This window comes from Kitasatospora sp. NPDC096077 (assembly GCF_040303245.1).
In the GTDB taxonomy this organism is placed as follows: domain Bacteria; phylum Actinomycetota; class Actinomycetes; order Streptomycetales; family Streptomycetaceae; genus Kitasatospora.
This window is the reverse complement of sequence record NZ_JBEOSV010000022.1, coordinates 88,413-109,770: the sequence shown is the minus strand read 5'-3', so window position 1 is coordinate 109,770 and position 21,358 is coordinate 88,413. Positions and strand designations below refer to the sequence as shown.

Here is a 21,358-nt window from a genome sequence, read left to right as displayed (position 1 = left end):
GTCACGGATGACGGACCTCCCCCCTACGATGACCGTCATGGATTCTGGGGGGCCGGGGCTCCAACTCATCGACGGGCGCTTCGAACTGGTGGAGCGTCTGGGCGGCGGAGGCATGGGTCTGGTGTGGCGGGCACGCGACACCGTCCTGCAACGCGAGGTGGCGCTGAAGGAGGTGCGCGCGCCGGATCCGGCCTACCTCGCCGGGGACCCGGGGGCGGCGGCGGTGCTGCGCGAACGCGTGCTGCGCGAGGCCCGTTCGCTGGCGCGGCTCAACCACCCGCACGTGGCGACGATCCACCACATCGTCGACCGGCCCGAGTACCCGCACCCCTGGCTGGTGATGGAGCTGGTCACCGGCGGCTCCCTGCACGACCGCCTCGCCCGCGGCCCGATGTCGCCGCTGGAGGCGGCCCGACTCGGCCGCGGCGTGCTCTCCGCGCTGAGCGCCGCGCACGCGGCCGGCATCCAGCACCGCGACGTGAAGCCCGGCAACGTCCTGCTGCGCCCGGACGGCAGCCCGGTCCTCACCGACTTCGGCATCGCCGCGCTGGCGGAGTCGCCCAGCCTGACCACCACCGGCGCGCTGATCGGCTCGCCCGAGTACATCGCCCCCGAACGCGTCCGCGGCGAGGAGGGCAACCCGGCCTCGGACCTGTGGTCGCTGGGGATGATGCTCTTCGTCGCGGTCGAGGGCTACCACCCGCTGCGGCGCGGCACCAGCCTGGCCACCCTCGCCGCCGTGCTGGACGAGCCGGTCCCGCCGCCGGTGCGGTCCGGGCCGCTGGGCCCGGTGCTCGCCGCCCTGCTGGTGCGCGACACGGCCGCCCGGCCCGACGCCTGGCTGCTCGACCGGCAGCTCGCCGAGGCCGAGTACGCGGCCTCGGTGGTGGGGGAGGCCGGCACGGTCGGCACGGTGCGCTTCCAGCCGACCGCCGGCACTGTACCGCCGCAGGCCACCGAGCGGGTCACCGGATACTCCGGCGGGTACCCGGGCGGATACCCCACCGGTGCGACCACCGGACACCCCACCGGGTACCCGGGCGGACACCCCACCGGACACCCCGCCGGTGCGACCACCGGGCAGACCTTCGGCCCGCCGAGGCCCCCCGCCCAGGAGCCGAGCGACGCGAGACCCCACCCCGGCCGGAAGCGCGGCAGGCTGCGGTCCGGCTACCTGCTCCTGGTGCCGGTGCTGACGATGTCCGTCGTCTACGGCATCCAGTACTTCGCGGCCAAGGACGCCGGCAAGCTCCCCGGCAGCGACGCGCCGGCGCCCTATCCGGGCCTGCTCACGCCCGCCGGCGTCCGCGGTGCGATCCAGTCCATGAACCAGAAGGCCGGCGGCCGTCCCGTCCTGGAGTTCACGCTCCAGCAGGACTCCGGGGGCGTCGTCGTCGCGACCGCCGCGAACCCGAAGCTCTACGACTCCTTCGACTACCGCGACGGCAAGACCACCCAGGGCCTGCGCTCCGGCACCGTGGCCTTCGAGGAGAAGCCAGTGGACCTCCAGGCGGTCAACTGGGACGCCCTCCCGGCCCTGTTGCAGCGGGCCGACGCAGAGCTCGGCATCGCCCACCCGACCAGCCACCACATCGCCGTGCGCAACGCCCCGGGAATGGGCGACACCGGGCCGACCCTGCTGGTGTACGTCGGCGACTCCTACGGCAGCGGCTACCTGCGGGCGGACGCCAACGGCACCGTCACGAAGACCTATCCGCGCAGCTGACGGTCATCCGTCACCGTCATCCGTCACCGGTCGGGCCGGCCCAGCCGCTCCACGAACCTGCGCTGCCACGGCGTCTCCACCGCGTGCCGGCTGTAGTGCTCCCGCACGTAGCCGACCGCCTCCGCCGCCGGGACGCCGTCCAGCACCGCGATGCAGGCGAGGGCGGTGCCGGTGCGTCCCCGGCCGCCCGCGCAGGCGAGTTCGACCCGCTCGTCCGCGCAGCGCTGCCAGGCCTCGCGGAAGGCGTCGGCGGCGTCCGCGCGGTCGGCGGGCAGGCGGAAGTCCGGCCAGCGCACCCAGCGGCTCGGCCAGGGGAGCGGGTTCGGCGCGCGGTCGAGCAGGTAGACGCCGAAGTCGGGCCGGGGCCCGGGCGGCAGCGGGTTGCGGACGCCGCGGCCGCGCAGCAGCCGCCCGGAGGGCAGCCGCAGCACGCCGGGGGCCGAAGGGTCCCAGGTGACGGGGTCGGGACGGTCGCTCATGTCGCCTCCTCAGGGGCCCGGGTGCCCGACGAGCTTCAGGCTGCGCTCCCACAACTCCGCACGGGCGCGCAGGTCGTAGGCCTGGCGGTTGGCACGGGCCTCCCGCAGGCGATCGTAGTAGCGGCCGGTGACGCCGGCCAGGGCTGCGTCGGTGACCAGCCGGTGGGTGGCGGCGAGGCCGTCCTCCAGGCTGTCGATGCTGTAGCCGATCTCCTGGAGCACCATCTTGGTGGGCATGTACGTCGACGGGTGGAGGCTGTTGACGGTCACCTCGGCGGCGGGCACCCGGGCGGCCAGTTCGAGGCCGCAGGCGATCTGGGCGAGCTTGCTGCGGCAGTACGCGCTGGTCCCGCTGTAGTCGCGCTCCAGCATCAGGTCGTCGAAGTCGACCTCCTCCTGTCCGGCGGAGGCGACGTTGACGATGCGCGCGGGGGCGCCGGCCCGCAGCAGCGGCAGCAGTTCGAGGCTGAGCAGGAAGCCGGCCAAGTGGTTGACGGCGAAGCGCAGTTCGTGGCCGTCGACGCTGGTGCGGCGGGTGCGGCCGTCGGGCTCGCCGGCGCCGACGCCCGCGTTGTTGACCAGGGCGTCCAGCCGGTCGGTGGTGGCCCGGACCCCGGCGGCGAGGGCGCGGACCTGGTCGAGGTCGGCGAGGTCGGCGCGCAGGGTGACGGGGCGGGCGACGCCGTGGGCCCCGGCGATCGAGTCGGCCGTGCGGTCCAGCTTGCCCTGGTCGCGGCCGTGCAGCAGGACGGTGGCGCCCTCGGCGGCGAGCCGGTGGGCGAGGGCCCGGCCGAGGCCGTCGGTGGAGCCGGTGACGAGGACGGTCCGCGGCGGGGTGAGCGGGGTCATCGGGACTCCTGGGGCCGGAGAGGGACGGGGGACCGGTTCAGGATGCCACGTGCAGTCGCGAGGCGCCGGGCATTCCGGCCCGGTGAGCCAGCGCCGCCGCCTCGCCGCGCGAGCTGACGCCCAACTTGGCCAGGATGTTGGCGACATGGAACTTCACCGTGGACTCGCTGATGTGCAGCGCCTCGGCGATGTCCCGGTTGCGGCGGCCCTGGGCCAGCTGGTCGAGCACCTCCAGTTCGCGCGGCTGCAGTCCGTCCAGCGGATCGGTGGCGGCGATCGGGGCGGGCAGGCCGAGCGGCAGGTCGACGGTCACGGTGGTCCCCCAGCCGGGGACGGACTCGACGCCGTAGCGGCCGCCCAGCGCGGCGATCCGCTCGGCGGTGCGGTGCACGGCCAGGGCGTCGGCGGCGAGCAGCCCGAGGCCGTCGTCGCGTACCACCGCGCGCAGCGCGCCGTCCGTCGTGAACTGCCAACTCACGTGTAGCCGGGCCGGCTTCTCCTGTTCCAGCATCAGCATCACGGCGACCCGGACGGCGTCCCGGGCGGTGTGCGCGGTGTCCGCCGGGACGGACCGGGCGGCCTCCGCCGGGGGCGCGAGGTCCAGCCTGACCCGGGTGTGCCGCAGCAGCGGGCGCAGTTCCCGGGCGAGCCGGGCGAACGCGGCGTCGGCGGGCTCCTCGCTGAGCGTGCGGTCGAGGTCGGCGGCGCGGCGCAGGTCCAGCAGGGCGGTGACGGCCAGCTCGGTGGCGGCCCGGCGCGCGGCGGCGTCGTCCAGGTCGGCCGAGCGCAGCGGTGCCAGGATCGCGCTGAGCGTCGCGCCGTGGGTGCCGGTGAACTCGGCGGTGGCCCGGGCGCGGGCGTCGGCGGCGGCCCGGGAGGCCGCCGCCAGGCTGGGCGCGGCGTCGGTGGAGCGGTGGGCGGAGTGGGCGATCACCAGCTCGCACAGCTGCTGGAGCACGGCGAGTGCGGCGGGCGACACCGGCTCGGCGTCCGCCCGGACCAGCACCACGACCGCGCCCTTGCCGTCGCCCTGCTCGGTCGCGACCGCCACCACCGGCCGGGTCCGGCCCGCGAGTTCGGCCTCGCCCTGCCAGGGCCGGCCGGTCGAGGTCGTCCCGGCCGCGCGCTCGGCCAGCCGGGACAGCTCCAGGCCGCTGGTGCCGCCGGTCAGCTCGGGCGGGCCGTAGGCGAGTGCGGGGGAGTGGGTGCAGACGCCGCTGAGGTGGGCGATCGCGAGGTGCGGGACGAGCGTGCGGATCACCTCCGACAGCCGCGGCATGAGGTCGGGCCGGGGGGTGCGCAGCACCTCGACGGCCCGCGCCAACGCGTCCTCGGGTCGGCTCCAGTACTGCTGCCAGGTCTCGTCCATACCGTTCAGCCTAGTGCGGGCGCCGCCGCGGGCCACCCCTCCCTTCGGCCAGGTCGAACTGTCCGAAGGACCGGCCGGAGCGGGACGGGCGGAGCAGGATGGAACCCGTCGGAACGAAACGGCGCCGGGCGACTCCCGGCCGGGTCCCGGGCCAACCCCCGGACCAGCCAAGGACGAAGAGGACCTCCCATGACCAAGGCGATCGCCTTCCCCCAGTACGGCGACGCGGACGTGCTGCGCCCCGTCGAGATCGAGCTGCCCGCCCCCGGGCCCGGCCAGGTGCGGGTCGCGGTGCGTGCGGTGGGCGTCAACCCGCTGGACCACAAGGTGCGCAGCGGCGCACTGGACGGCTTCTTCCCGGTCACCTTCCCCGCCGTGCCCGGCTACGAGGTGTCCGGGGTGGTGGAGGAGGTCGGCACGGAGGTGACCGGCTTCGCCCCCGGCGACGAGGTGTTCGGCGCGCTGATGGGCGGCGGCTACGCCGAGCACGCGCTGCTGGACGCGGACCGGCTGGCGCACAAGCCCGCCACGCTGAGCTGGGAGGAGGCCGCGGCGATCCCGACCGTCGCCGAGACCGCCGAGCGGGTCCTCGCGAACCTGGGCGTCCGGGCGGGCGAGACGCTGCTGGTGCACGGCGCGGCGGGCGGGGTCGGCACGCTGCTGCTGCAGTTCGCCCGGGCTCGCGGGATCACCGTGGTCGGCACCGCGAGCGAGGCCAACCACGACTACCTGCGCGAGCTCGGCGCGATCCCGGTGACGTACGGCGAGGGCCTGGCCGAGCGGGTGCGGGCGGCCGCCCCGGGCGGGGTGGACCGGGCGCTGGACGCGGCCGGTCAGGGCGGCGTCCTGCCGCTGTCGATCGAGCTGACGGGCAGCGCGGACCGGGTGCTGACGATCGCCGACATCCCGGGGGCGGAGCAGTACGGCGTCCGCTTCACCGGTGGCGCCGAGGGCGAGCAGATGTACCACCGGGAGAGCCTGGACGCCGCGCTGGCCCTGCACCGGGCGGGCACCCTGCGGCTGCCGCTGCACCGGGTGCTCCCGCTCGCGGAGGCGGCGGAGGCGCAGCGGCTCAGCGAGTACGGGCACCTGCGCGGGAAGATCGTCCTCACGGTCTGAGGGTGTGAGGGTGTGAGGGTGTGAGGCACTGGGGGCCTGACGAGTGCGGCTCCGCCCGCGCCCGTGCCCTGCCCGGTTCGACGGCCGACCGTCGAACCGGGCAGGGCACGGGCAGTGGCGTTCCCGCCTCCGACCAGGCCTCCTTCATCACCGGGGCCGTCCTGCCGGTGGACGGCGGGTACCTGGCGCAGGAGCGCTGCCGGATGTACCGGTGACCCGGCCCCGGTCGGTCATGGCCGCGCGCGTGCCGCGACGTCGCGGACCCAGACCGGGAACGGCGGGTGCTGACCCGGGATCCAGGCCCCGGAGTCGTCGAGGACGTCCCCGACGCCGGTCCCGTCCGTTCCGTCCGCCGTTCCGTCCGCCGTTTCCTCCGCCGGGTCTGTCAGCCCGGTCGTGCCGGGCTCCTCGTCGGCGAGGTAGTCCGCGACGATCGGTCCGAGGTCCGCGGTCGGGGTGTAGGCCCGGCCGAAGGGGAGGTCGTCCGGGCCGACCGAGCCGGTCGAGCAGCGCAGTTGGCCGGCCTGCTCGTCGTGCCAGACGTAGAAGGTGGCCGGCCCGTCGTGGCCGAGTGCCCGGACCCGCTCCCGGAGCAGGGCGGCGGTCCGCTCGAAGGCCTCCACCGTCTCCTGGACGGTCAGCGACTGCCGGTCCTCGACCTCGGCGGTCAGCCACCAGGTGTTGGTCTCCCACTCCACCGGCCGGTCGTCCGGCACCAGCACCGGCGGTTCGTCGGCCAGTTCGGCGATCCACGTCAACAGCATGACGCCAGTGTCCCAGCCCGTCCGTTCACCGTGTGCGGAGGGCAGCGTCAGTGCGCGAACAGCTCGACCAGGGTCGACACGCCGTCGGCCCCGTGGCCGTGGTCGACCGCGCGGCGGGTGACCGCGAGGGCGGCGTCCAGGACGGTGGTGTCCAGGCCGCGGGCCCGGGCGGTGTGGGCGACGTGCGTCAGCCCGGCCGCCGCGGAGGCGACGCTGCTGCGGTCGCCCGGGTGTCGGCGTTCGTCCGCGCGGCGGGCGAAGTCCTCGATCACCGCGGGCAGCAGCTGCGGCAACCCCTGGGCGTACGGGGCGAGTTCGGCGCCGCTGATGCCCTCGGTGCGGGCCAGGGCGAGGGCGTGGACCAGGCCGTGCACGGTGGTCCAGAACAGGTCCAGCAGGGCCGCGTCGAAGGCGGCCGCCCGTCCCTGGTCGGCGCCGACGTGCCGTACGGTGCCCAGCGCCCGCAGGGTCGGTCGGTGCTCGGCGAAGGTCCCGGCGTCGCCGCTGAGCAGGATGGTGCCCTCGGGGCGGCCGATGGTCGGGGTGGGGGTGAGGATCGCCGCGCTGAGGAGGCGGTGGCCGCGGGCTCCGGCCTCGGCGGCGTCGGCCCGGGCGTCCTCCGGGGTGATGGAGGTGGCGTTGACGACCGTCCGGTCGCGCAGCGCCTGCCCGGCGTCGTCCAGGACGGTCCGGGCGGCGGCCCGGTCGCGGACGCAGAGCAGCACCAGTGGGGCGTCCGCCACCGCCTCGGCCGCGGTGGCGGCCACCCGCGCGCCCCGGGCGGGCAGGTCGGCCTCCCGGCCCGGGGTGCGGTTCCAGACGGTGACGGGGTGCCCGGCGGCGAGCAGCGCCCCGGCCAGCGCGCGGCCCATCGGACCCAGGCCGAGGACGGCAACGGCGGTGGCGGGAAAGTGAGTTGATGACGGTGCGGAAGATCGTTCGTTCGGCATGGCGGTTACGCTAGACCTTCACGCCGACGGCAGAGTCAAGGCCGGGGCCGTCGGTGCTCGGTGGCCGGTGCTCGGTGGCCGGTGACGGGTGAGGGAAGAGGTGCCGTGATGCGGATCGGAGAACTGGCCCGGCGGACCGGGGTCACCCCGCGCGCCCTGCGCTACTACGAGGAGCAGGGGCTGCTCACCCCCGAGCGCCGCCCCAGCGGCTACCGCGAGTACGGCGACCGGGACGTGGACACCGTCCACGGCATCCGCACCCTGCTCGCGGCCGGGCTCAACAGCGCCGTGATCGCCGAGATCCTCCCGGGCCTGCCGCTCCCCGGGCAGCGCCGTCCCGGTCCGACCTGCCCGGAGCTGCTCACCGTGCTGGCCCGCGAGCGGGCCCGGATCACCCGGCAGATGGACCAACTGGAGGCCTCCCGGAAACTGTTGGACGCCGTCATGGGCGCGGACGCGCCGAGCGAGGTGATCCGTACGCCGCAGCGGTGAACGGGCCGGGCGGGCGGCGGCCGCGCGTCGGGCGAAAACGGGTGGCGTGTGCCCGCGCACCCGTGTTGAAGTGGGCGGATGGATTCTGATCATGTACTCGCCCTGTTCGACCAGCGGCTCCGGCGCGACGCGCGGCCGGACGGCCCCGGGGTCCGCGTCGAGCGCGACGGCGCCGTGGTGCGCCAGACCGGCGGGGAGCACGCCTGGAACGGCGTCGTCTGGTCCGGCCTGGACGAGGCCGGGGCGGATGCCGCGATCGCCGCGCAGGTCGCCCACTTCGCCGGGCTGGGCCTGGAGTTCGAGTGGAAGACCTACTCCCACGACCGCCCCGCCGACCTCGGCCGACGGCTGCTCGCGGCCGGTTTCACCGCCGAACCGGACGAGGCGCTGATGATCGCCCGGATCGACGAGCTGCCCACCGACGCGGCGCTGCCCGAGGGCGTCCGCGTGGAGCCGGTCACCGACCCGGCCGGGGTGGACCTCATGGTCACGGCCCACGAGCTCGCCTTCGGCACCCCGGGGGGCACCCTGCGGGAGCGGCTGCTCGACCACCTCCGGCACGACTCGGGCACGCTCAGCATGATCGTCGCGATGGCCGGCGACCAGCCGGTGAGCGCCGCCCGGATGGAGCTGAACCCGGGCACCGGCTTCGCCGGCCTGTGGGGTGGCGGCACGGTGCCCGGCTGGCGCGGCCGGGGCATCTACCGGGCCCTGGTCGCCCACCGCGCCCGCCAGGCCGCCGCGCTCGGCTACGAGTACCTCCAGGTGGACGCCAGCGACCAGAGCCGTCCCATCCTGGAGCGGCTCGGCTTCGCCCGGCTGAGCACGACCACGCCGTACGTGTACACGCCGTAGCGGCGGCCTGCCGCCTTCCGGCTCCCGTCCCGCGTCGCCTCCGGTGCGGCCCCGCCCCTCACGGCAGCCGCTCGACCAGCACCATCGCCGCGTCGTCGTCCAGCCGTCGGCCGACGTGGGCGAGCAGGTCGCGGCGCAGGCGGTGCAGCAGGACGCCGGGGCGTTCGGCCTGCCAGGCGGTGACCCGGTCGGTGAGCGGGTAGAAGCGGCGCTGGGCGTCCCGGGCCTCGATCACGCCGTCGGTGTAGATCAGCAGCCGGTCGCCGGGGCGGAACGCGAAGGTCTGCACCTCGTAGGAGACCGGGGCGAGCTCGCCGAGCCCGAGCGGCGGCGCGGGCTGGGGGGTGGTGAGGGTGGTGAGGCCCTCCGGGCGCAGCAGCAGCGGGGGCGGGTGCCCGCAGTCGATCAGGTGGACCAGTGCGCCGTCGTCGGGGATGTCGAGCAGGACGGCGGTGATGAAGGACTCGCCGCCCTCGTCCGGCGCGCCCTCGGGCGGGTCCGGGCGCCGGGAGCGTTCGGCCTGCCGGCTCTGGGCCAGTTGGGCGAGGTCCCAGCAGACGCTGCCGTCCAGGTACGCGGCCAGGTCCGGCAGCTCGGCGTGCAGGTGGGCGGCGGCCCGGAAGGCGCCGAGCAGCAGGGCGGCGTCGCCGAGCGAGGACAGCCCCTTGCCGCGTACGTCGCCGACCAGCAGCCGGGTGCCGGTGGCGGTGCGGGCGGCCGCGTACAGGTCCCCGCCGACCTGCGCCTCGGCCTCGGCGGCCAGATAGACGGAGGCCAGGTGCAGCGGCCCGATCCGCTCCGGCAGCGGGCGCAGCAGCACCCGTTGGGCGGCCTCGGAGACCGAGCGCACTCGGGCCAGTTCGCGTTCGTGCCGGTCGCGCAGCACCCGTAGGCCGACGATCAGCACCGAGACGATCACCTGGGCGCTCAGCTGGGTCTCGATGTTGGCGCTGGTCAGGCCGTCCCGGGCGGCGCCGATGAGGGTGAGCGCGCCGAGGGCGAGCAGGGCGACCCCGGCGGTGGCCCGGGGGCCCGCGATCGAGGCGGTGAGGGCGGGGGCGACGATCAGCAGCGGCCCGAGGTGGATCTGCGGCGGCGAGAGGAGGTCGACGACGGTGATCACGACGATCAGTGCGAGCGGCAGCGCCGTCATCACTCGGCGGTCCGGCCGCCAGGAGCGGCGGCGGGCGCGCGGACGGGGTTCATCGGGGCGCTGCCGGAGGGGCACCCCTCCTCTGTACACCGTGCGGGCGGTGGGGCGCACCCCGGGACGGCGGCCGGGCCCCGGCGGGTGGCCTGCCCGCCGGTCCGGGTGGTGCGCCCGGGGCCGGTCAGCCGTCCTTGCCGTAGCGGACCAGGTATGCGGCGAAGCGGGCGATGTCCTCGTCGGACCAGTCGGTGAAGCGGGCGGTGAAGGAGAGCCGGCGCTGCTCGTTGGCGTCCTGCAGCAGGGTGAGTCCGGCGTCGGTGGCGCGCAGGATCTGGCCGCGCTGGTCGTCCGGGTCGGCCTCGCGGCGCAGCAGGCCGAGCTTCTCCAGGGCGGTGACCTGGCGGCTGACGGTGGACTTGTCGAGCATGAAGTGCGCGGCCACGTCGGCGGCCCGGCAGCCGCCGCGCTCGGTGATCAGGTCGAGGATGCTGTACGTGACCAGGGAGAGGTCGGGGTGCAGCTGGGAGGCCTTGTGCCGGGCACGGCGGGCGAAGGCGGTCAGCTCGCGCTGGATGGTGTCGATGGACGACTTGCGGCCGGGCACGGCGTTGCTACCTCCTGGAGATTTGTTGCACTATACAACGGATTCGCCCGGAGTCGCGCGTGTCGGCGCCGCCCCGCCCGGGTCGTCGCCCGCCGGTCCGTCCGTGCCCCCGCCTCCGTCCGTGCCCCCGCCTGCGCCCGCGTCCCTGCTTTTGCCAGCGTCCCCGCCCGCCGTCCGGGCCCACTCGGCCTGCCAGGCGCGGGCGGCCGCGATCCGGCGGGTCGCACTCGGGTGAGTGGCGAACAGTAGCTCAAGCACCCGGGGCGGGTCGACATCCGAGACGTTCACCACCGCCAGTCTGCGCTGCATCGCCACGAACTGCTCGGCGTCACCGGTCAGTTCGAGTGCGTGCCGGTCCGCCCTGGCCTCGATCCGACGGCTCACCGCGCACTGCACCGGCCCCGACAGGGCACCGATCAGCGCGGCGAGCGCGGCCAGCAGCGGCAGCGCCCGGGGATCGGCCGCGTCCGCCGCCCCGGCGGCCGACAACAGCGGGTGCCAGTTGGCCAGCAGGCCCAGCACGGCCACCGCCCCGGCGGCGCCCACCGCGCCGAGCGCCGTCCCGACCGCCACGTCCCGGTGCTTGACGTGCCCCAACTCGTGCGCCACCACCAGCTCCACCTCACGCGGCTCGGCGGCCGACAGCAGCGTGTCGTACGCGACGATCCGGCGGGTCGCACCCAGCCCGGAGACGTACGCGTTCAGCGCGGTGGTCCGGCGGGAGGCGTCCGCCACCAGGACGTCCCGGACCCGTACGCCGTCCCGCTCGGCCAGCGCCAGCAGCGCGGTCCGCAGCTCGCCCGGGGGCATCGGGGTGAACCGGTTGAACACCGGCTCGATCAGCAGCGGGTGGAGGAAGGACAGCGCGGCGGTCAGCAGCGCCGCGGCCCCCGCCGCCGGGAGCCACCAGTGCTGCGGCGACCAGGCGGTCAACGTGAACAGGCCGAGCACCAGCGGGAGGACGAGCAGCAGGGTGAGCGCCAGCGAGCGCACGGCGTCCACCGCCCAGCCGGCCCAGCCCTGGGTCACCAGCCCGTACCGGGCCCGCACGGTGCGCGCCCCGGCGCCGAAGGGCAGCTGCAGCGCCTGGCCGAGCAGCACCAGGGCCGCCGCCCCGGCGAGCACCCCGGCCGTCCGGGAGCCGCCGAACCAACGGCCGGTCGCGGTCACCAGTGCGGCACCGGCCGGGCTCAGGCCGAGCACCAGGGTCAACGCCAGGCCCGCCAGGCGGCCGCCCAGCGCCCACGGCAGCTGGGCGCGGCGCAGTGCACGGCCGCGGGCGCGCTCGGCGGGGGAGAAGACCGGCTCGGCGGGGGCGGCGGGGGCGGGTTGGCCGGGAGCGGTGGGCTCGGCGGGCTCGGTGGGGTCCGTGGGGTCCGTGGGGGTGTTCATCGCTGCGGCTGGCTCCGGTGGGGTCGGGGGCGGTTCCAGCATGTCCTACCGCACGGTGCGGGCGCTCACCCGTCGCGTCCGCCCGGCGGCCCTGTGCGGCTCCCCGTCCCCGCCCGGTGGCCCCGTGCGGCTCCCCGTCCCCGCCCGGTCTCCCGTTGCCGCGCTACTCCTCCGCCGGTCCGGTGGCCCCGTGGACGCCGGCGCGCAGCAGCTGGTGACCCAGGTCGACCAGGGCGCGGCCGACCGCGAACTCGTCGCCGACCGCCGCGGCCGGGGCGTCGCGGGGGTTGCGGCGGGCCAGGGCGTCGCTGTGCAGCACCTCGCCGTCGGCGTCCAGCACGGCGTGCACCCGGGTGGTGTCCCCCTCCTCGGCCAGGTGCAGGCTGAGCCGCCAGTCCTTGGTGCGGACGGTGCCCGGGGCCGGACCGCTCTCCGGCTCCGCCGTCGGTGGCCGTTCCCCACCCGTGGTGGCGGTACCGTCCGCACCGTCCGCCCGGACGATCACCACCGGGCAGACCCCGTGCACCGCGCAGCGGGTGGACACCGAGCCGAGCAGCGCCCGGGCGAAGGCGCCCCGGCCACGGCTGCCGAGCACCAGCAGATCCGCCTCCTCGGCGGCCTCCAGCAGCACGTCGGCGGCGTGTCCCGGCAACAGGCTCTCCCGGATCTCCACCGGGTGCCGGGCGCCGACGACCTCGTTCACCTCCGCCGTCAGGGTGCGGTGGGCGGCCTGTTCGAAGCTCTCGTCCACCATCGGCGAGAACCAGCCGTACAGCGAGGGGTACTCCCAGGCCGCCACCGCGTGCACGGCGGCCCCGGTGAGGACCGCCTGGCCGACGGCCCAGCGCAGCGCCGCCTTCGACGGCGCCGATCCGTCGATCCCGACCACGATCCGGTGCTCCCGGCTGCCGGGGACCGGTTGACTGCTGGCCATCACGCACCTCCTGCGGCATCCGGGCACGCCCGCGCGGCCCGCCCGCGGCCTCCTCCCTCCACGCTGCGCGCCGCCCGACCCGGGGCGCCAGGGACGCGGTGGCCAGGTCGGGCGGGAGATCGGGACGGCCGGGCCCGCCGGGACCTCGTGCCGCGCCGCCCTGCTGGGACCTTGTCCCGCGCCGCCCTGCTGTGTCCGGAATGTTGTGGACAGGGGCTCAATCCGTGGCGATTCGGTGGCATAGGCTGACCGCTCTTGCATCGACACCGGGGGGAACCACTCATGCGCCGTGCCGCGGCCGCCGTCGCCGTGTTCGTCGGGCTGACCGCCGTCGCCGCCTGCGGGCCGGACGATCCGGCGCCCGCCAAGGCCGCACCGGCCGCGTCGACCACCCCGGCCGCCGCCCCGCCCTCCGCCGGGGCCTCCGGTACGGCTCCGGCACCGCTCCCCACCAAGGGCGGCGCGCCCCGCCCGGACGGCACCATCACCGTCGCCCTCGCCGGGGACGTCCACTTCGAGGGCCGCACCCAGTCCCGGCTGTCCGTCCAGCCGCCCGAGCCGGCCCTCGGTCCGATCTCCCGCACCCTAGCGGAGGCCGACCTCTCCGTGCTCAACCTGGAGACCGCGATCACCGGCCGCGGTGCGCCGGAGCCGAAGACCTACACCTTCCGCACCACGCCCAAGGCGCTGTCCGTCCTCAAGGACTCCGGCGTCGACGTCGTCTCGATGGCCAACAACCACGCCGTCGACTTCGGCGCCGACGGCCTCACCGACACCCTGGCCGCCAAGGACTCCTCGCCCATCCCGGTGGTCGGCGTCGGGCGCAACGCCAAGGAGGCGTACGCCCCGTACGTGACCACCGTGCGCGGGGTGAAGGTCGCCGTGGTCGCCGCCAGCCAGGTCGAGGACATCACCAACCAGAAGTGGCGGGCCGGTGCCAACAAGCCGGGCATCGCCTCGGCGCTGGACGTCCCCGCCCTCGTCGCGGCGGTGCAGGCGGCCAAGCAGCAGGCCCCGGTGGTGATCGTCTACCTGCACTGGGGCGAGGAGGGCAAGGCCTGCCCGACCGGTCCGCAGACCGCCGTCGCCAAGAAGCTGGCCGCCGCCGGCGCCTCCGCCGTGGTCGGCACCCACGCCCACACCATGGTCGGCTCCGGCATGCTCGGCAGCACCTACGTCGGGTACGGCTTCGGCAACTTCCTCTGGTACGGCACCTCCAACTACGCCTTCTCCAACGAGACCGGCGTCACCACCCTCACCGTCAGCGCCGACGGCAAGGTCACCGGCGAGGCCTTCGCCCCGGCCCTCATCGACGACAAGGGCATCCCCCAGCCCGTCACCGGCGCCGCCGCCGACGCGGCCCTCAAGCGCCGCGACGGCCTGCGCGGCTGCGCCGGACTCACCCCGCCCCCGGCGGCCCACTGACCTCTCCGTCGCCTTCAACCGGTCTGCGGACAGCAGTAACTGACGACACGTCGACTTCATCCACCGCTCCGCCCCCGACGCCTGGGGTCGGGGTTCTGGCACCGAGGCCGCCCGCCCCCTTCGTCGGGGCGGGCGGCCTTCGTGCGTTCGGGGTGAGTTGACGGTGGTGCACGGAGTCGGGGGCGTGTCCGCGTACGGCGGCTGACGGTGTGGTGCGGAGTCTCGGCGTAGGCGAACAGTTGTGTTAGGTTAGGCTTGCCTAACAATGCTGGTCGGAGGGGATGTCCTGTGGAGCGGTCCGAATTCGCCGGTGTCGTCGCGATGGTCACCGGGGCCCGGCAGGGCATCGGTGCGGCCGTGGCCCGGGCGTTGGTCGCTGAGGGGGCCGTCGTCGCGGCGGTGGACCGGAGCGCCGGTCCGGCGGTGAGTCCTGAGGCGGTTCGGCCGTACGTTCTGGACGTCGCCGATGCGCAAGCCGTCGATGGGACCGTCGAGTTGATCGAGGACCAACTCGGGCCGATCGACGTGCTGGTGAACGTCGCGGGCATCCTGCGGGCCGCACCGGTCGTCGAACTCAGCGACACCGACTGGGCGGAGACCTTCGCGGTCAACGCCACCGGGGTGTTCCACGCCAGCCGGACGGTCGGCCGTCGGATGGCCGCCCGCGGCCGTGGCGCGATCGTCACCGTCGGGTCCAACGCCGCCGGGGTGCCGCGGGCCGGGATGGCCGCCTACGCGGCGTCCAAGGCGGCGGCCACCATGTTCACCCGCTGCCTCGGGCTGGAACTCGCCCGGTCCGGGGTGCGCTGCAACGTCGTCTCGCCCGGCTCGACCGACACCCAGATGCAGCGCGCACTGTGGGGCGAGGACGCCGAGGCGGCCGAACAGCGCGTGATCGACGGCGATTTGGCGTCCTGGCGGGTCGGCATCCCGCTCGGGCGGATCGCCGCGCCCGACGACGTCGCGGAGGCGGTGCTCTTCCTGGCCTCCGACCGCGCGCGGCACATCACCATGCACGACCTGTACGTCGACGGCGGCGCGACCCTGCGCGCCTGAGGCGCCCGCTCCCGGACCGGCCGGCCGTCCCCACCTGGCCGGCGCCCGCTTTCCGCATGCCTGCAGTTCCGCAGTTCCGCATGCCCGCCAGTTCCGCATGCCCGTAGACCTTCGGACCCTTCGGACCCGTCCCAGACTGGAGAGAACGCCGTGACCACGGTGTACCACGCCCCGCCGACCCCCACCGACGGCGGTCCCGATCAGACGGCCATCGGCGCGGCCAGCGGCCTGCTCGGCCAGTACCGGGCCGACGCCGACGAGGCGTTCTTCGCCTCGCCGACCCGCACCCTGCTCACCGCCGGGGTGCACGCCCGGGTGCCGCAGGACGCCCGTCCGCTGCCCGTCCGGGTCGCCGAGACGCTGGCCGAGGCGCGGCGGGCCGGGGTGCAACAGCCGCTGGTGGTCGGGGCGGTGGCCTTCGACCAGGGCAGCCGGGCCGAACTCGCCGTCCCCGCCGTGGTCCGGGCCGCCGGGGCGCTGCGCGACGACCCGCTGATCGCGCTGCCCGCGCCGGCGGTCGCGGCGGCCGGGTGGCAGGTCCGCCCGGTCCCGGCCCCCGAGGCGTACGGGGCGGGCGTCGCCGCGGCCGTCGAGCGGCTGCGCGGCGGGGAGTTGAGCAAGGTGGTGCTGGCCCGCACGCTGGAGCTGACCAGTGACCGGCCGCTCGACCTGCCGGCCGTGCTCCAGCGGCTGGCCCGGCGCGACCCGGGCGGCTACACCTTCGCCGTGCCCGCCGGCGGCGGCCGCACCCTGATCGGTGCCAGCCCCGAACTCCTGCTCTCCCGGCGGGGAACGGCCGTGCTGGCCAACCCGCTGGCCGGCTCGGTGCCGCGCAGCGCGGACCTCGGCGAGGACGTGCGGCGCGCGGCCGCGCTGCTGGAGTCGCCGAAGGACCTGCACGAGCACGCCGTCGTGGTGGACGCCATCCGGGCGGCACTGGCGCCGTACTGCCGCGCCCTGGAGGTGCCGGAGCGGCCCACCCTGGTGCGGACCGCCGCGATGTGGCACCTGGCCACCACCATCACCGGCGAGCTGGCCGACCCGACCGTCTCCGCCCTGGAGTTGGCCTGCGCGCTGCACCCGACCCCGGCGGTCTGCGGGACGCCGACGGCGGTCGCGCGCCGGGTGATCGGCGAGGTCGAGCCCTTCGACCGGGGCCTGTACACCGGCATGGTCGGCTGGGGTGACGACACGGGCGACGGCGAGTGGGTGGTGACCATCCGCTGCGCGGAAGCGGACGCGGAGGAGCGGAGGCTGCGGGTGTACGCGGGCGCCGGGGTGGTCGAGCAGTCCCGACCGGAGGCCGAACTGGCCGAGACCAGCGCCAAGTTCCGCACCTTCCTGGACGCGGCGGGGGTGGCGCGGTGACCTCCCTGGACGGGGTGACTTCCCCGGACGCGGTGGCCTCCCTGGACGGGGTGACGTCCCTGGACGCGGTGGCCTCCCTGGACGAGGTGCTGGACGGATTCACCCCGTACCCGGCCGAGTTCGCCGAGCGTTACCGGGCCGCCGGGCACTGGCGCGGCGAGACCTTCGGCCGGATGCTGCGCGAGCGCGCCGCCGCGCACGGCGGGCGGACCGCCGTCGTCGACCCGGGCGGCCACGGGGTGGCGGCGGGGGAGCGGCGCTGGACGTACGCCGAACTCGACCGCCGGGCCGACCGGATGGCCGCCGGGCTGCTCGCCCGGGGCATCGGGGCCGGGGACCGGGTGGTGGTCCAACTGCCCAACGTCGCCGAGTTCTTCGAGGTGGTCTTCGCGCTGTTCCGGATCGGTGCGCTGCCGGTCTTCGCGCTCCCCTCACACCGGTACGCGGAGATCTCGCACTTCTGCTCGTTCACCGGCGCGGTGGCGTACGTCGTGCCGGGGGTCGAGGGCGGCTTCGACCACCGTGAACTCGCCTCCCGGGTACGGGCGGAGAACCCCGCGCTGCGGCTGGTGCTGGTGGCCGGCGACGACCCGGGCGAGCACCTGCGGCTGGCCGACGTGCCCTGCGACGGTCCGGGACCGGAGCGCGAAACCGCGCCCGGGGACGTCGCCTTCCTGCAGCTCTCGGGCGGCAGCACCGGCGTGCCCAAGCTGATCCCGCGCACCCACGACGACTACATCTACTCGCTGCGCGGCTCGGTCGAGCTGTGCGGGCTGGACGAGCGCAGCGTCTACCTGTGCGTCCTGCCCGCCGCCCACAACTTCCCGCTCAGTTCGCCCGGTTCGCTCGGCGCGCTGTACGCGGGCGGCCGGGTGGTGCTCTGCCCGCAACCCAGTCCGGAGACCGCCTTCCCGCTGATCGGGCGCGAGGGCGTCACCGTCACCGGGCTGGTCCCGCCGCTCGCCCTGCTGTGGCTGGACGCCGCCGAGCGCGGCGCCCGCGGCTACGAGAGCCTGGAGGTGCTGCTGGTCGGCGGGGCCAAGTTCAGCGCGGAGGCGGCCCGTCGGGTGCGCCCGGTGCTGGGCTGCACGCTGCAGCAGGTGTTCGGGATGGCCGAGGGGCTGGTCAACTACACCCGCTTGGACGACCCGGAGGAGCTGATCACCACCACCCAGGGCCGGCCGATCTCGCCCGACGACGAGGTCCGGGTGGTGGACGACCAGGACCGCGACCTGCCCGACGGCACCACCGGGCACCTGCTCACCCGCGGCCCGTACACCATCCGCGGCTACTGGAACGCCCCCGGGCACAACGCCGACTCCTTCACCCCGGACGGCTTCTACCGCACCGGCGACCTGGTCCGCCGGCTCCCCAGCGGCCACCTGGTGGTCGAGGGGCGGGCCAAGGACCAGATCAACCGGGGCGGGGAGAAGGTCGCCGCCGAGGAGATCGAGAACCACCTGCTCGCCCACCCGGCCGTGCACGACGCGGCGGTGGTGTCGATGCCCGACCCGTACCTCGGCGAGCGCAGCTGCGCGTACGTCGTGCTCCGCGCCGAGAGCCTCGAACAGCCGCCGAAGGCCGTCGAGTTGAAGCGCTTCGTCCGGCAGCGCGGCCTGGCCGACTACAAGGTGCCGGACCGGGTGGAGTTCGTCGACGCCTTCCCCGCCACCGGCATCGGCAAGGTCAGCAAGAAGGACCTGCGGGCCGCCATCGCCGCCTCGCTCGCCGATCCCGCCTCCCCCGACCGTTCCTGACATCCGTCATCCACCCGAGGAGTTCGACCGCCGTGGGCCTGCCCCGCATTCCCTCCTATCCGCTGCCCGCCGCCGAGGAGCTGCCCGCCAACCGGGTTCCCTGGACGGTCGACCCGGCACGCGCCGTCCTGCTGGTGCACGACCTGCAGAACCACTTCCTGGACGCGTTCCCCGAGGGCGCCGCTCCGCTGCCCGAACTCCTGCACAACGTCGCCGCGTTGACCGGGGCGGCGGCCGCGAACGGCGTACCCGTCGTTTACTCGGCGCAGCGCGGCGGGCAGAGCCCGGCCGAACGCGGGCTGCAGCAGGACTTCTGGGGGCCCGGGCTCCCCGACGACCCGCGCGCGGTGGCGATCGCCGAGGCCGTCGCCCCGGCGCCGGGCGACACGGTGCTCACCAAGTGGAAGTACAGCGCCTTCGTGCGCACCGAGTTGGAGCAGCTGCTGCGCGAGCAGGGCCGGGACCAGCTGGTGATCACCGGGGTGTACGCGCACATCGGCGTGCAGGCCACCGCCTGCGACGCCTGGATGCGCGACGTCCAGGCCTTCGTGGTGGCCGACGCGGTGGCCGACTTCGGGCCGGAGGAGCACCGCGCGGCACTGGCGTGGATCGCCGGCCGCTGCGGCGTGGTCACCACCACCGGAGCGGTGCGGGGCGCGCTGGACGGCACGGAAGGGGACGCGAAGTGACGGGCACGGCCTTCACCGTGGAGCGGATCCGGGCCGAGGTCGCCGACCTGCTCGGCGAGGACCCGGCGGACATCCCGCTGGACGAGAACCTGGCGGACTGGGGGCTGGACTCGATCCGGCTGATGGCGCTCGCCGAGCGCTGGCGGGCCGAGGTCGCCGAGGCGGCCGTCCTGCGGCTGGCGGAGCGGCCGTCCGTCGAGGCCTGGGCCGAGCTGCTGGGCGCGGTCTGATGGCGGCGGTGGTACGGGAAGCGGGCCGGCCGGCGGCGGAGGCGCCGGGCCTGGCCGCGGGTACGGCCGGGGTCTCCACGGAGGGGCTGGTGCTGCCGGAGCCGGCGCCGTCCGGCCCGGCGGTCGAGCATCCGGCCACCACCGTGGTGGGCCCGGTCGAGGCCCAGGCGGCCCGGACCCCGGAGGCTCCGGCGCTGGTGCGCGCGGACGGCGGGGTGGTGACGTACCGGGAGCTGAACGCCTCGGCCAACCGGCTGGCGCGGGCGCTCGCCCGGCGCGGCGCCCGGCCGGGGACGGTGGTCGGGATTACGGCGGCCGGGCACCCCGAGCAGGTGCTGACGGCGGTGCTCGCGGTGGCCAAGTCGGGTGCGGCGTACCTGCCGCTGGACCCGGCGGACCCGCCGGGGAGACGGGAGTGGCTGCTCGCCGGGAACGAGCCGGTGTGCGTGCTGGGGGAGGGGGTGCCGGGGGCGCTGTCCGGGCTGTCCGGGCTGGACGTCGGCGGGGAGCTGGACACCGATCCGCCGCGGGCGCTCACCCCGCAGCACCTGCTCTGCGTCGGGTACGGCCCGGGCGGGCGTCCGGCCGCCGTCCGGCTGACCCACGGCGAGGCGGACCGGCGGGTGCGCGAGCTCCAGGCCGCCCACCCGCTCGGACCGGGGGACGAGGTGCTGCAACTCCGGCTGCCGCACTGGGGGTTCCTCTGGCCGCTGCGGACCGGCGCGGCCGTGGTGCTCGCCGAGGGGTGAGCGGTGGGTGGCGGCGAACGACTTTCAGCGAACAGATGACGGAAGACGGATGATGAAATCTGTTCGCTGAAAGTTGTCGGCTGTTATCTGTTATCTGTTCGCTGAAATCTGAAATCTGAAATCTGTCAGCTGTCACCCGTCCGCCGCCGCCCCGTCCGCCCCCGCGAGGCCCGCCCGCGCCAGGTCCGCCGCCGTCCAGGCCATCGCCACCGCCCCGTCCAGCAGGGCCCGTTCGGCCTCCGCCCCCACCGCCGCCTCGGCGAACGCCGCCTCGTGCGGCGCGCAGGCACCCCCGGTGATGTCCAGCACCGGATGGATCGACGGCACCGCGTGCGAGACGTTCCCCATGTCCGTACAGGCGAAGGGTCCGCGCTCCACCGGCTCCGGCCGTCCCAGCGCCGCCGCGTTGGCCCGCCAGTACGCGAGCAGCGCCGGGTCGGAGCGCATGTCCAGGTAGTCCGGCTCGGGTCGGCTCAGTTCCACCTCGCAGCCGGTGGCCAGCGCCCCGGCCCGGAAGCAGTCCTCGACCCGCGCCCGCAGGTGGGCGAGGTCCTCGGCCGCCGAGGCGCGGATCTCGTACTCGGCGCTCGCGTGGTCGGGGATCAGGTTCGGCGCCGTCCCGGCGGCGGTGGTGATGCCGTGCACCCGCCACTGGGGCGGCAGTTGCTGGCGCAGCAGTCCGAGCGCGACCTGGGCGACGGTGAGCGCGTCGGCGGCGTTGCGGCCCTCGTGCGGGTTGAGGCTCGGGTGGGCGGCGCGCCCGGTGTAGCGGACGGACAGGGTGCCGAGCGCGAAGGAGTGGAAGTCGGCGACCTCGACGGGGCAGGGGTGGACCATCATCGCCGCGTCCACCCCGTCGAACGCGCCGGCCTCCAGCATCAGCGCCTTGCCCGCCCCGCGCTCCTCGGCCGGGGCGCCGATCACCCGTACGGTGAGCCCGAGTCGGTCCGCGTGCGCGGCGAGCCCGAGCGCGGCGCCGACGCCCGCGGCGGCGATCAGGTTGTGTCCGCAGGCGTGTCCGAGGTCGGGCAGGGCGTCGTACTCGCAGACGAGGGCGACGGTGACCGGCCCGCTGCCGAGGCTCGCACTGAAGGCGGTGGCCAGTCCGTGGGCCGGCGCGGTGACCGAGTAGCCGTGGGCGCGCAGCAGTTCGACGCACCAGGCCGCCGCCCGGTGCTCCTCGAAGGCGGTCTCGGGGTGGGCGTGGATGCGCCGGCTGAGGGTCAGCAGTTCCGTCCGGTGGGCGTGGATGCGGTCGCGGACGGCCTGTTTGGTGGCGTCCAGGGTCGTGGCCGTGCCGGCCGTCGTCGACGTGCGGGGCATGCGGGCGCCTCCGGGGGGTCAGGGGTCGGGCCGTCACGGGCCGTTGACCAGATCGTATGAAGTTAGATTAGGCTAACC

22 protein-coding genes are annotated in these 21,358 nt (G+C 75.5%); 12 read left to right on the top strand and 10 right to left on the bottom strand.

Annotated features, from left to right (window positions below; genetic code table 11):
* Window positions 1-37 precede the first annotated feature (37 nt).
* A complete protein-coding gene (locus ABTZ03_RS20610; protein ID WP_350514458.1) occupies window positions 38-1,726 on the top strand; it encodes a serine/threonine-protein kinase in 1,689 nt (562 codons plus the stop codon).
* 23 nt (window positions 1,727-1,749) lie between these two features.
* Here the strand turns inward: ABTZ03_RS20610 and ABTZ03_RS20605 are convergent, their stop codons facing one another.
* The 3 genes from ABTZ03_RS20605 to ABTZ03_RS20595 are packed head-to-tail and all read right to left on the bottom strand — an operon-like array spanning window position 1,750 to window position 4,423.
* Window positions 1,750-2,205: a protein-tyrosine phosphatase family protein gene (locus ABTZ03_RS20605; RefSeq protein WP_350514457.1), complete on the bottom strand. Its 456-nt coding sequence runs from the start codon at window positions 2,203-2,205 to the stop codon at window positions 1,750-1,752.
* A 9-nt stretch (window positions 2,206-2,214) separates the two neighbouring features.
* On the bottom strand, window positions 2,215-3,054 hold the full coding sequence (locus tag ABTZ03_RS20600; RefSeq protein ID WP_350514456.1) for an SDR family NAD(P)-dependent oxidoreductase: 840 nt from the start codon (window positions 3,052-3,054) through the stop codon (window positions 2,215-2,217).
* A gap of 37 nt (window positions 3,055-3,091) precedes the next feature.
* Window positions 3,092-4,423 (bottom strand): helix-turn-helix transcriptional regulator, encoded by a 1,332-nt coding sequence (locus tag ABTZ03_RS20595; protein WP_350514455.1) that lies wholly within the window; start codon window positions 4,421-4,423, stop codon window positions 3,092-3,094.
* A gap of 189 nt (window positions 4,424-4,612) precedes the next feature.
* Between ABTZ03_RS20595 and ABTZ03_RS20590 the strand changes: the two genes are divergently transcribed.
* The gene (locus tag ABTZ03_RS20590) at window positions 4,613-5,542 is read left to right on the top strand and encodes an NADP-dependent oxidoreductase (RefSeq protein ID WP_350514454.1); all 930 of its coding nucleotides are present in this window, start codon (window positions 4,613-4,615) and stop codon (window positions 5,540-5,542) included.
* A gap of 20 nt (window positions 5,543-5,562) precedes the next feature.
* Window positions 5,563-5,757 carry an SDR family oxidoreductase gene (locus tag ABTZ03_RS20585; RefSeq protein ID WP_350514453.1) on the top strand — a complete coding sequence of 65 codons (195 nt, stop codon included), beginning with the start codon at window positions 5,563-5,565 and terminating at the stop codon, window positions 5,755-5,757.
* 15 nt (window positions 5,758-5,772) lie between these two features.
* Here the strand turns inward: ABTZ03_RS20585 and ABTZ03_RS20580 are convergent, their stop codons facing one another.
* Complete coding sequence (locus ABTZ03_RS20580; RefSeq protein WP_350514452.1) at window positions 5,773-6,306, bottom strand: hypothetical protein; 534 nt, start codon at window positions 6,304-6,306, stop codon at window positions 5,773-5,775.
* A 47-nt stretch (window positions 6,307-6,353) separates the two neighbouring features.
* Window positions 6,354-7,256, bottom strand: a complete 903-nt coding sequence (locus ABTZ03_RS20575) for an imine reductase family protein (protein ID WP_502894525.1) — start codon at window positions 7,254-7,256, stop codon at window positions 6,354-6,356.
* Window positions 7,257-7,364: 108 nt separating this feature from the next.
* Between ABTZ03_RS20575 and ABTZ03_RS20570 the strand changes: the two genes are divergently transcribed.
* On the top strand, window positions 7,365-7,748 hold the full coding sequence (locus ABTZ03_RS20570; protein ID WP_350514450.1) for a MerR family transcriptional regulator: 384 nt from the start codon (window positions 7,365-7,367) through the stop codon (window positions 7,746-7,748).
* Between the two features lie 78 nt (window positions 7,749-7,826).
* Window positions 7,827-8,603, top strand: a complete 777-nt coding sequence (locus tag ABTZ03_RS20565; protein WP_350514449.1) for a GNAT family N-acetyltransferase — start codon at window positions 7,827-7,829, stop codon at window positions 8,601-8,603.
* A gap of 58 nt (window positions 8,604-8,661) precedes the next feature.
* Here ABTZ03_RS20565 and ABTZ03_RS20560 read toward each other — a convergent pair whose 3' ends face one another.
* The 4 genes from ABTZ03_RS20560 to ABTZ03_RS20545 all read right to left on the bottom strand — a co-directional run bounded on the left by ABTZ03_RS20560 (window position 8,662) and on the right by ABTZ03_RS20545 (window position 12,683).
* Window positions 8,662-9,756 (bottom strand): PP2C family protein-serine/threonine phosphatase, encoded by a 1,095-nt coding sequence (locus ABTZ03_RS20560; RefSeq protein WP_350514492.1) that lies wholly within the window; start codon window positions 9,754-9,756, stop codon window positions 8,662-8,664.
* 178 nt (window positions 9,757-9,934) lie between these two features.
* Complete coding sequence (locus ABTZ03_RS20555; RefSeq protein WP_350514448.1) at window positions 9,935-10,357, bottom strand: MarR family winged helix-turn-helix transcriptional regulator; 423 nt, start codon at window positions 10,355-10,357, stop codon at window positions 9,935-9,937.
* Between the two features lie 30 nt (window positions 10,358-10,387).
* Complete coding sequence (locus ABTZ03_RS20550; protein WP_350514447.1) at window positions 10,388-11,749, bottom strand: M48 family metalloprotease; 1,362 nt, start codon at window positions 11,747-11,749, stop codon at window positions 10,388-10,390.
* A 163-nt stretch (window positions 11,750-11,912) separates the two neighbouring features.
* Window positions 11,913-12,683, bottom strand: a complete 771-nt coding sequence (locus tag ABTZ03_RS20545; protein ID WP_350514446.1) for a universal stress protein — start codon at window positions 12,681-12,683, stop codon at window positions 11,913-11,915.
* A 282-nt stretch (window positions 12,684-12,965) separates the two neighbouring features.
* Here ABTZ03_RS20545 and ABTZ03_RS20540 point away from each other — a divergent pair, with 282 nt between their 5' ends.
* The 7 genes from ABTZ03_RS20540 (at window position 12,966) to ABTZ03_RS20510 (ending at window position 19,957) form a co-directional block, all read left to right on the top strand.
* Window positions 12,966-14,108, top strand: a complete 1,143-nt coding sequence (locus tag ABTZ03_RS20540) for a CapA family protein (RefSeq protein ID WP_350514445.1) — start codon at window positions 12,966-12,968, stop codon at window positions 14,106-14,108.
* A gap of 288 nt (window positions 14,109-14,396) precedes the next feature.
* On the top strand, window positions 14,397-15,164 hold the full coding sequence (locus tag ABTZ03_RS20535) for a 2,3-dihydro-2,3-dihydroxybenzoate dehydrogenase (protein ID WP_350514444.1): 768 nt from the start codon (window positions 14,397-14,399) through the stop codon (window positions 15,162-15,164).
* A 150-nt stretch (window positions 15,165-15,314) separates the two neighbouring features.
* Entirely contained in the window at window positions 15,315-16,532 is a 1,218-nt protein-coding gene (gene dhbC / locus ABTZ03_RS20530; RefSeq protein WP_502894524.1) for an isochorismate synthase DhbC, read from the top strand.
* Window positions 16,533-16,600: 68 nt separating this feature from the next.
* Window positions 16,601-18,289, top strand: coding sequence for a (2,3-dihydroxybenzoyl)adenylate synthase (locus tag ABTZ03_RS20525; protein WP_502894531.1), 1,689 nt, complete (start codon window positions 16,601-16,603; stop codon window positions 18,287-18,289).
* 32 nt (window positions 18,290-18,321) lie between these two features.
* Window positions 18,322-18,978: an isochorismatase family protein gene (locus ABTZ03_RS20520; RefSeq protein WP_350514443.1), complete on the top strand. Its 657-nt coding sequence runs from the start codon at window positions 18,322-18,324 to the stop codon at window positions 18,976-18,978.
* Window positions 18,975-19,208, top strand: coding sequence for a phosphopantetheine-binding protein (locus ABTZ03_RS20515; RefSeq protein ID WP_350514442.1), 234 nt, complete (start codon window positions 18,975-18,977; stop codon window positions 19,206-19,208). Before ABTZ03_RS20520 ends, ABTZ03_RS20515 begins: the two co-directional genes overlap by 4 nt.
* 8 nt (window positions 19,209-19,216) lie before the next feature.
* Window positions 19,217-19,957 carry an AMP-binding protein gene (locus ABTZ03_RS20510; RefSeq protein WP_350514441.1) on the top strand — a complete coding sequence of 247 codons (741 nt, stop codon included), beginning with the start codon at window positions 19,217-19,219 and terminating at the stop codon, window positions 19,955-19,957.
* A 132-nt stretch (window positions 19,958-20,089) separates the two neighbouring features.
* Here ABTZ03_RS20510 and ABTZ03_RS20505 read toward each other — a convergent pair whose 3' ends face one another.
* Window positions 20,090-21,280 carry an amidohydrolase gene (locus ABTZ03_RS20505; protein ID WP_350514440.1) on the bottom strand — a complete coding sequence of 397 codons (1,191 nt, stop codon included), beginning with the start codon at window positions 21,278-21,280 and terminating at the stop codon, window positions 20,090-20,092.
* Window positions 21,281-21,358 lie beyond the last annotated feature (78 nt).

Bases quoted from the DNA above. Each gene is read 5' to 3' on its own strand.
- ABTZ03_RS20550 (WP_350514447.1), bottom strand. From the start codon at position 11,749: ATGAACACCCCCACGGACCCCACGGACCCCACCGAGCCCGCCGAGCCC.
- ABTZ03_RS20565 (WP_350514449.1), top strand. From the start codon at position 7,827: ATGGATTCTGATCATGTACTCGCCCTGTTCGACCAGCGGCTCCGGCGC.
- ABTZ03_RS20570 (WP_350514450.1), top strand. From the start codon at position 7,365: ATGCGGATCGGAGAACTGGCCCGGCGGACCGGGGTCACCCCGCGCGCC.
- ABTZ03_RS20580 (WP_350514452.1), bottom strand. From the start codon at position 6,306: ATGCTGTTGACGTGGATCGCCGAACTGGCCGACGAACCGCCGGTGCTG.
- ABTZ03_RS20505 (WP_350514440.1), bottom strand. From the start codon at position 21,280: ATGCCCCGCACGTCGACGACGGCCGGCACGGCCACGACCCTGGACGCC.
- ABTZ03_RS20545 (WP_350514446.1), bottom strand. From the start codon at position 12,683: ATGGCCAGCAGTCAACCGGTCCCCGGCAGCCGGGAGCACCGGATCGTG.
- ABTZ03_RS20610 (WP_350514458.1), top strand. From the start codon at position 38: ATGGATTCTGGGGGGCCGGGGCTCCAACTCATCGACGGGCGCTTCGAA.
- ABTZ03_RS20595 (WP_350514455.1), bottom strand. From the start codon at position 4,423: ATGGACGAGACCTGGCAGCAGTACTGGAGCCGACCCGAGGACGCGTTG.
- ABTZ03_RS20540 (WP_350514445.1), top strand. From the start codon at position 12,966: ATGCGCCGTGCCGCGGCCGCCGTCGCCGTGTTCGTCGGGCTGACCGCC.
- ABTZ03_RS20600 (WP_350514456.1), bottom strand. From the start codon at position 3,054: ATGACCCCGCTCACCCCGCCGCGGACCGTCCTCGTCACCGGCTCCACC.
- ABTZ03_RS20605 (WP_350514457.1), bottom strand. From the start codon at position 2,205: ATGAGCGACCGTCCCGACCCCGTCACCTGGGACCCTTCGGCCCCCGGC.
- ABTZ03_RS20575 (WP_502894525.1), bottom strand. From the start codon at position 7,256: ATGCCGAACGAACGATCTTCCGCACCGTCATCAACTCACTTTCCCGCC.
- ABTZ03_RS20590 (WP_350514454.1), top strand. From the start codon at position 4,613: ATGACCAAGGCGATCGCCTTCCCCCAGTACGGCGACGCGGACGTGCTG.
- ABTZ03_RS20560 (WP_350514492.1), bottom strand. From the start codon at position 9,756: ATGACGGCGCTGCCGCTCGCACTGATCGTCGTGATCACCGTCGTCGAC.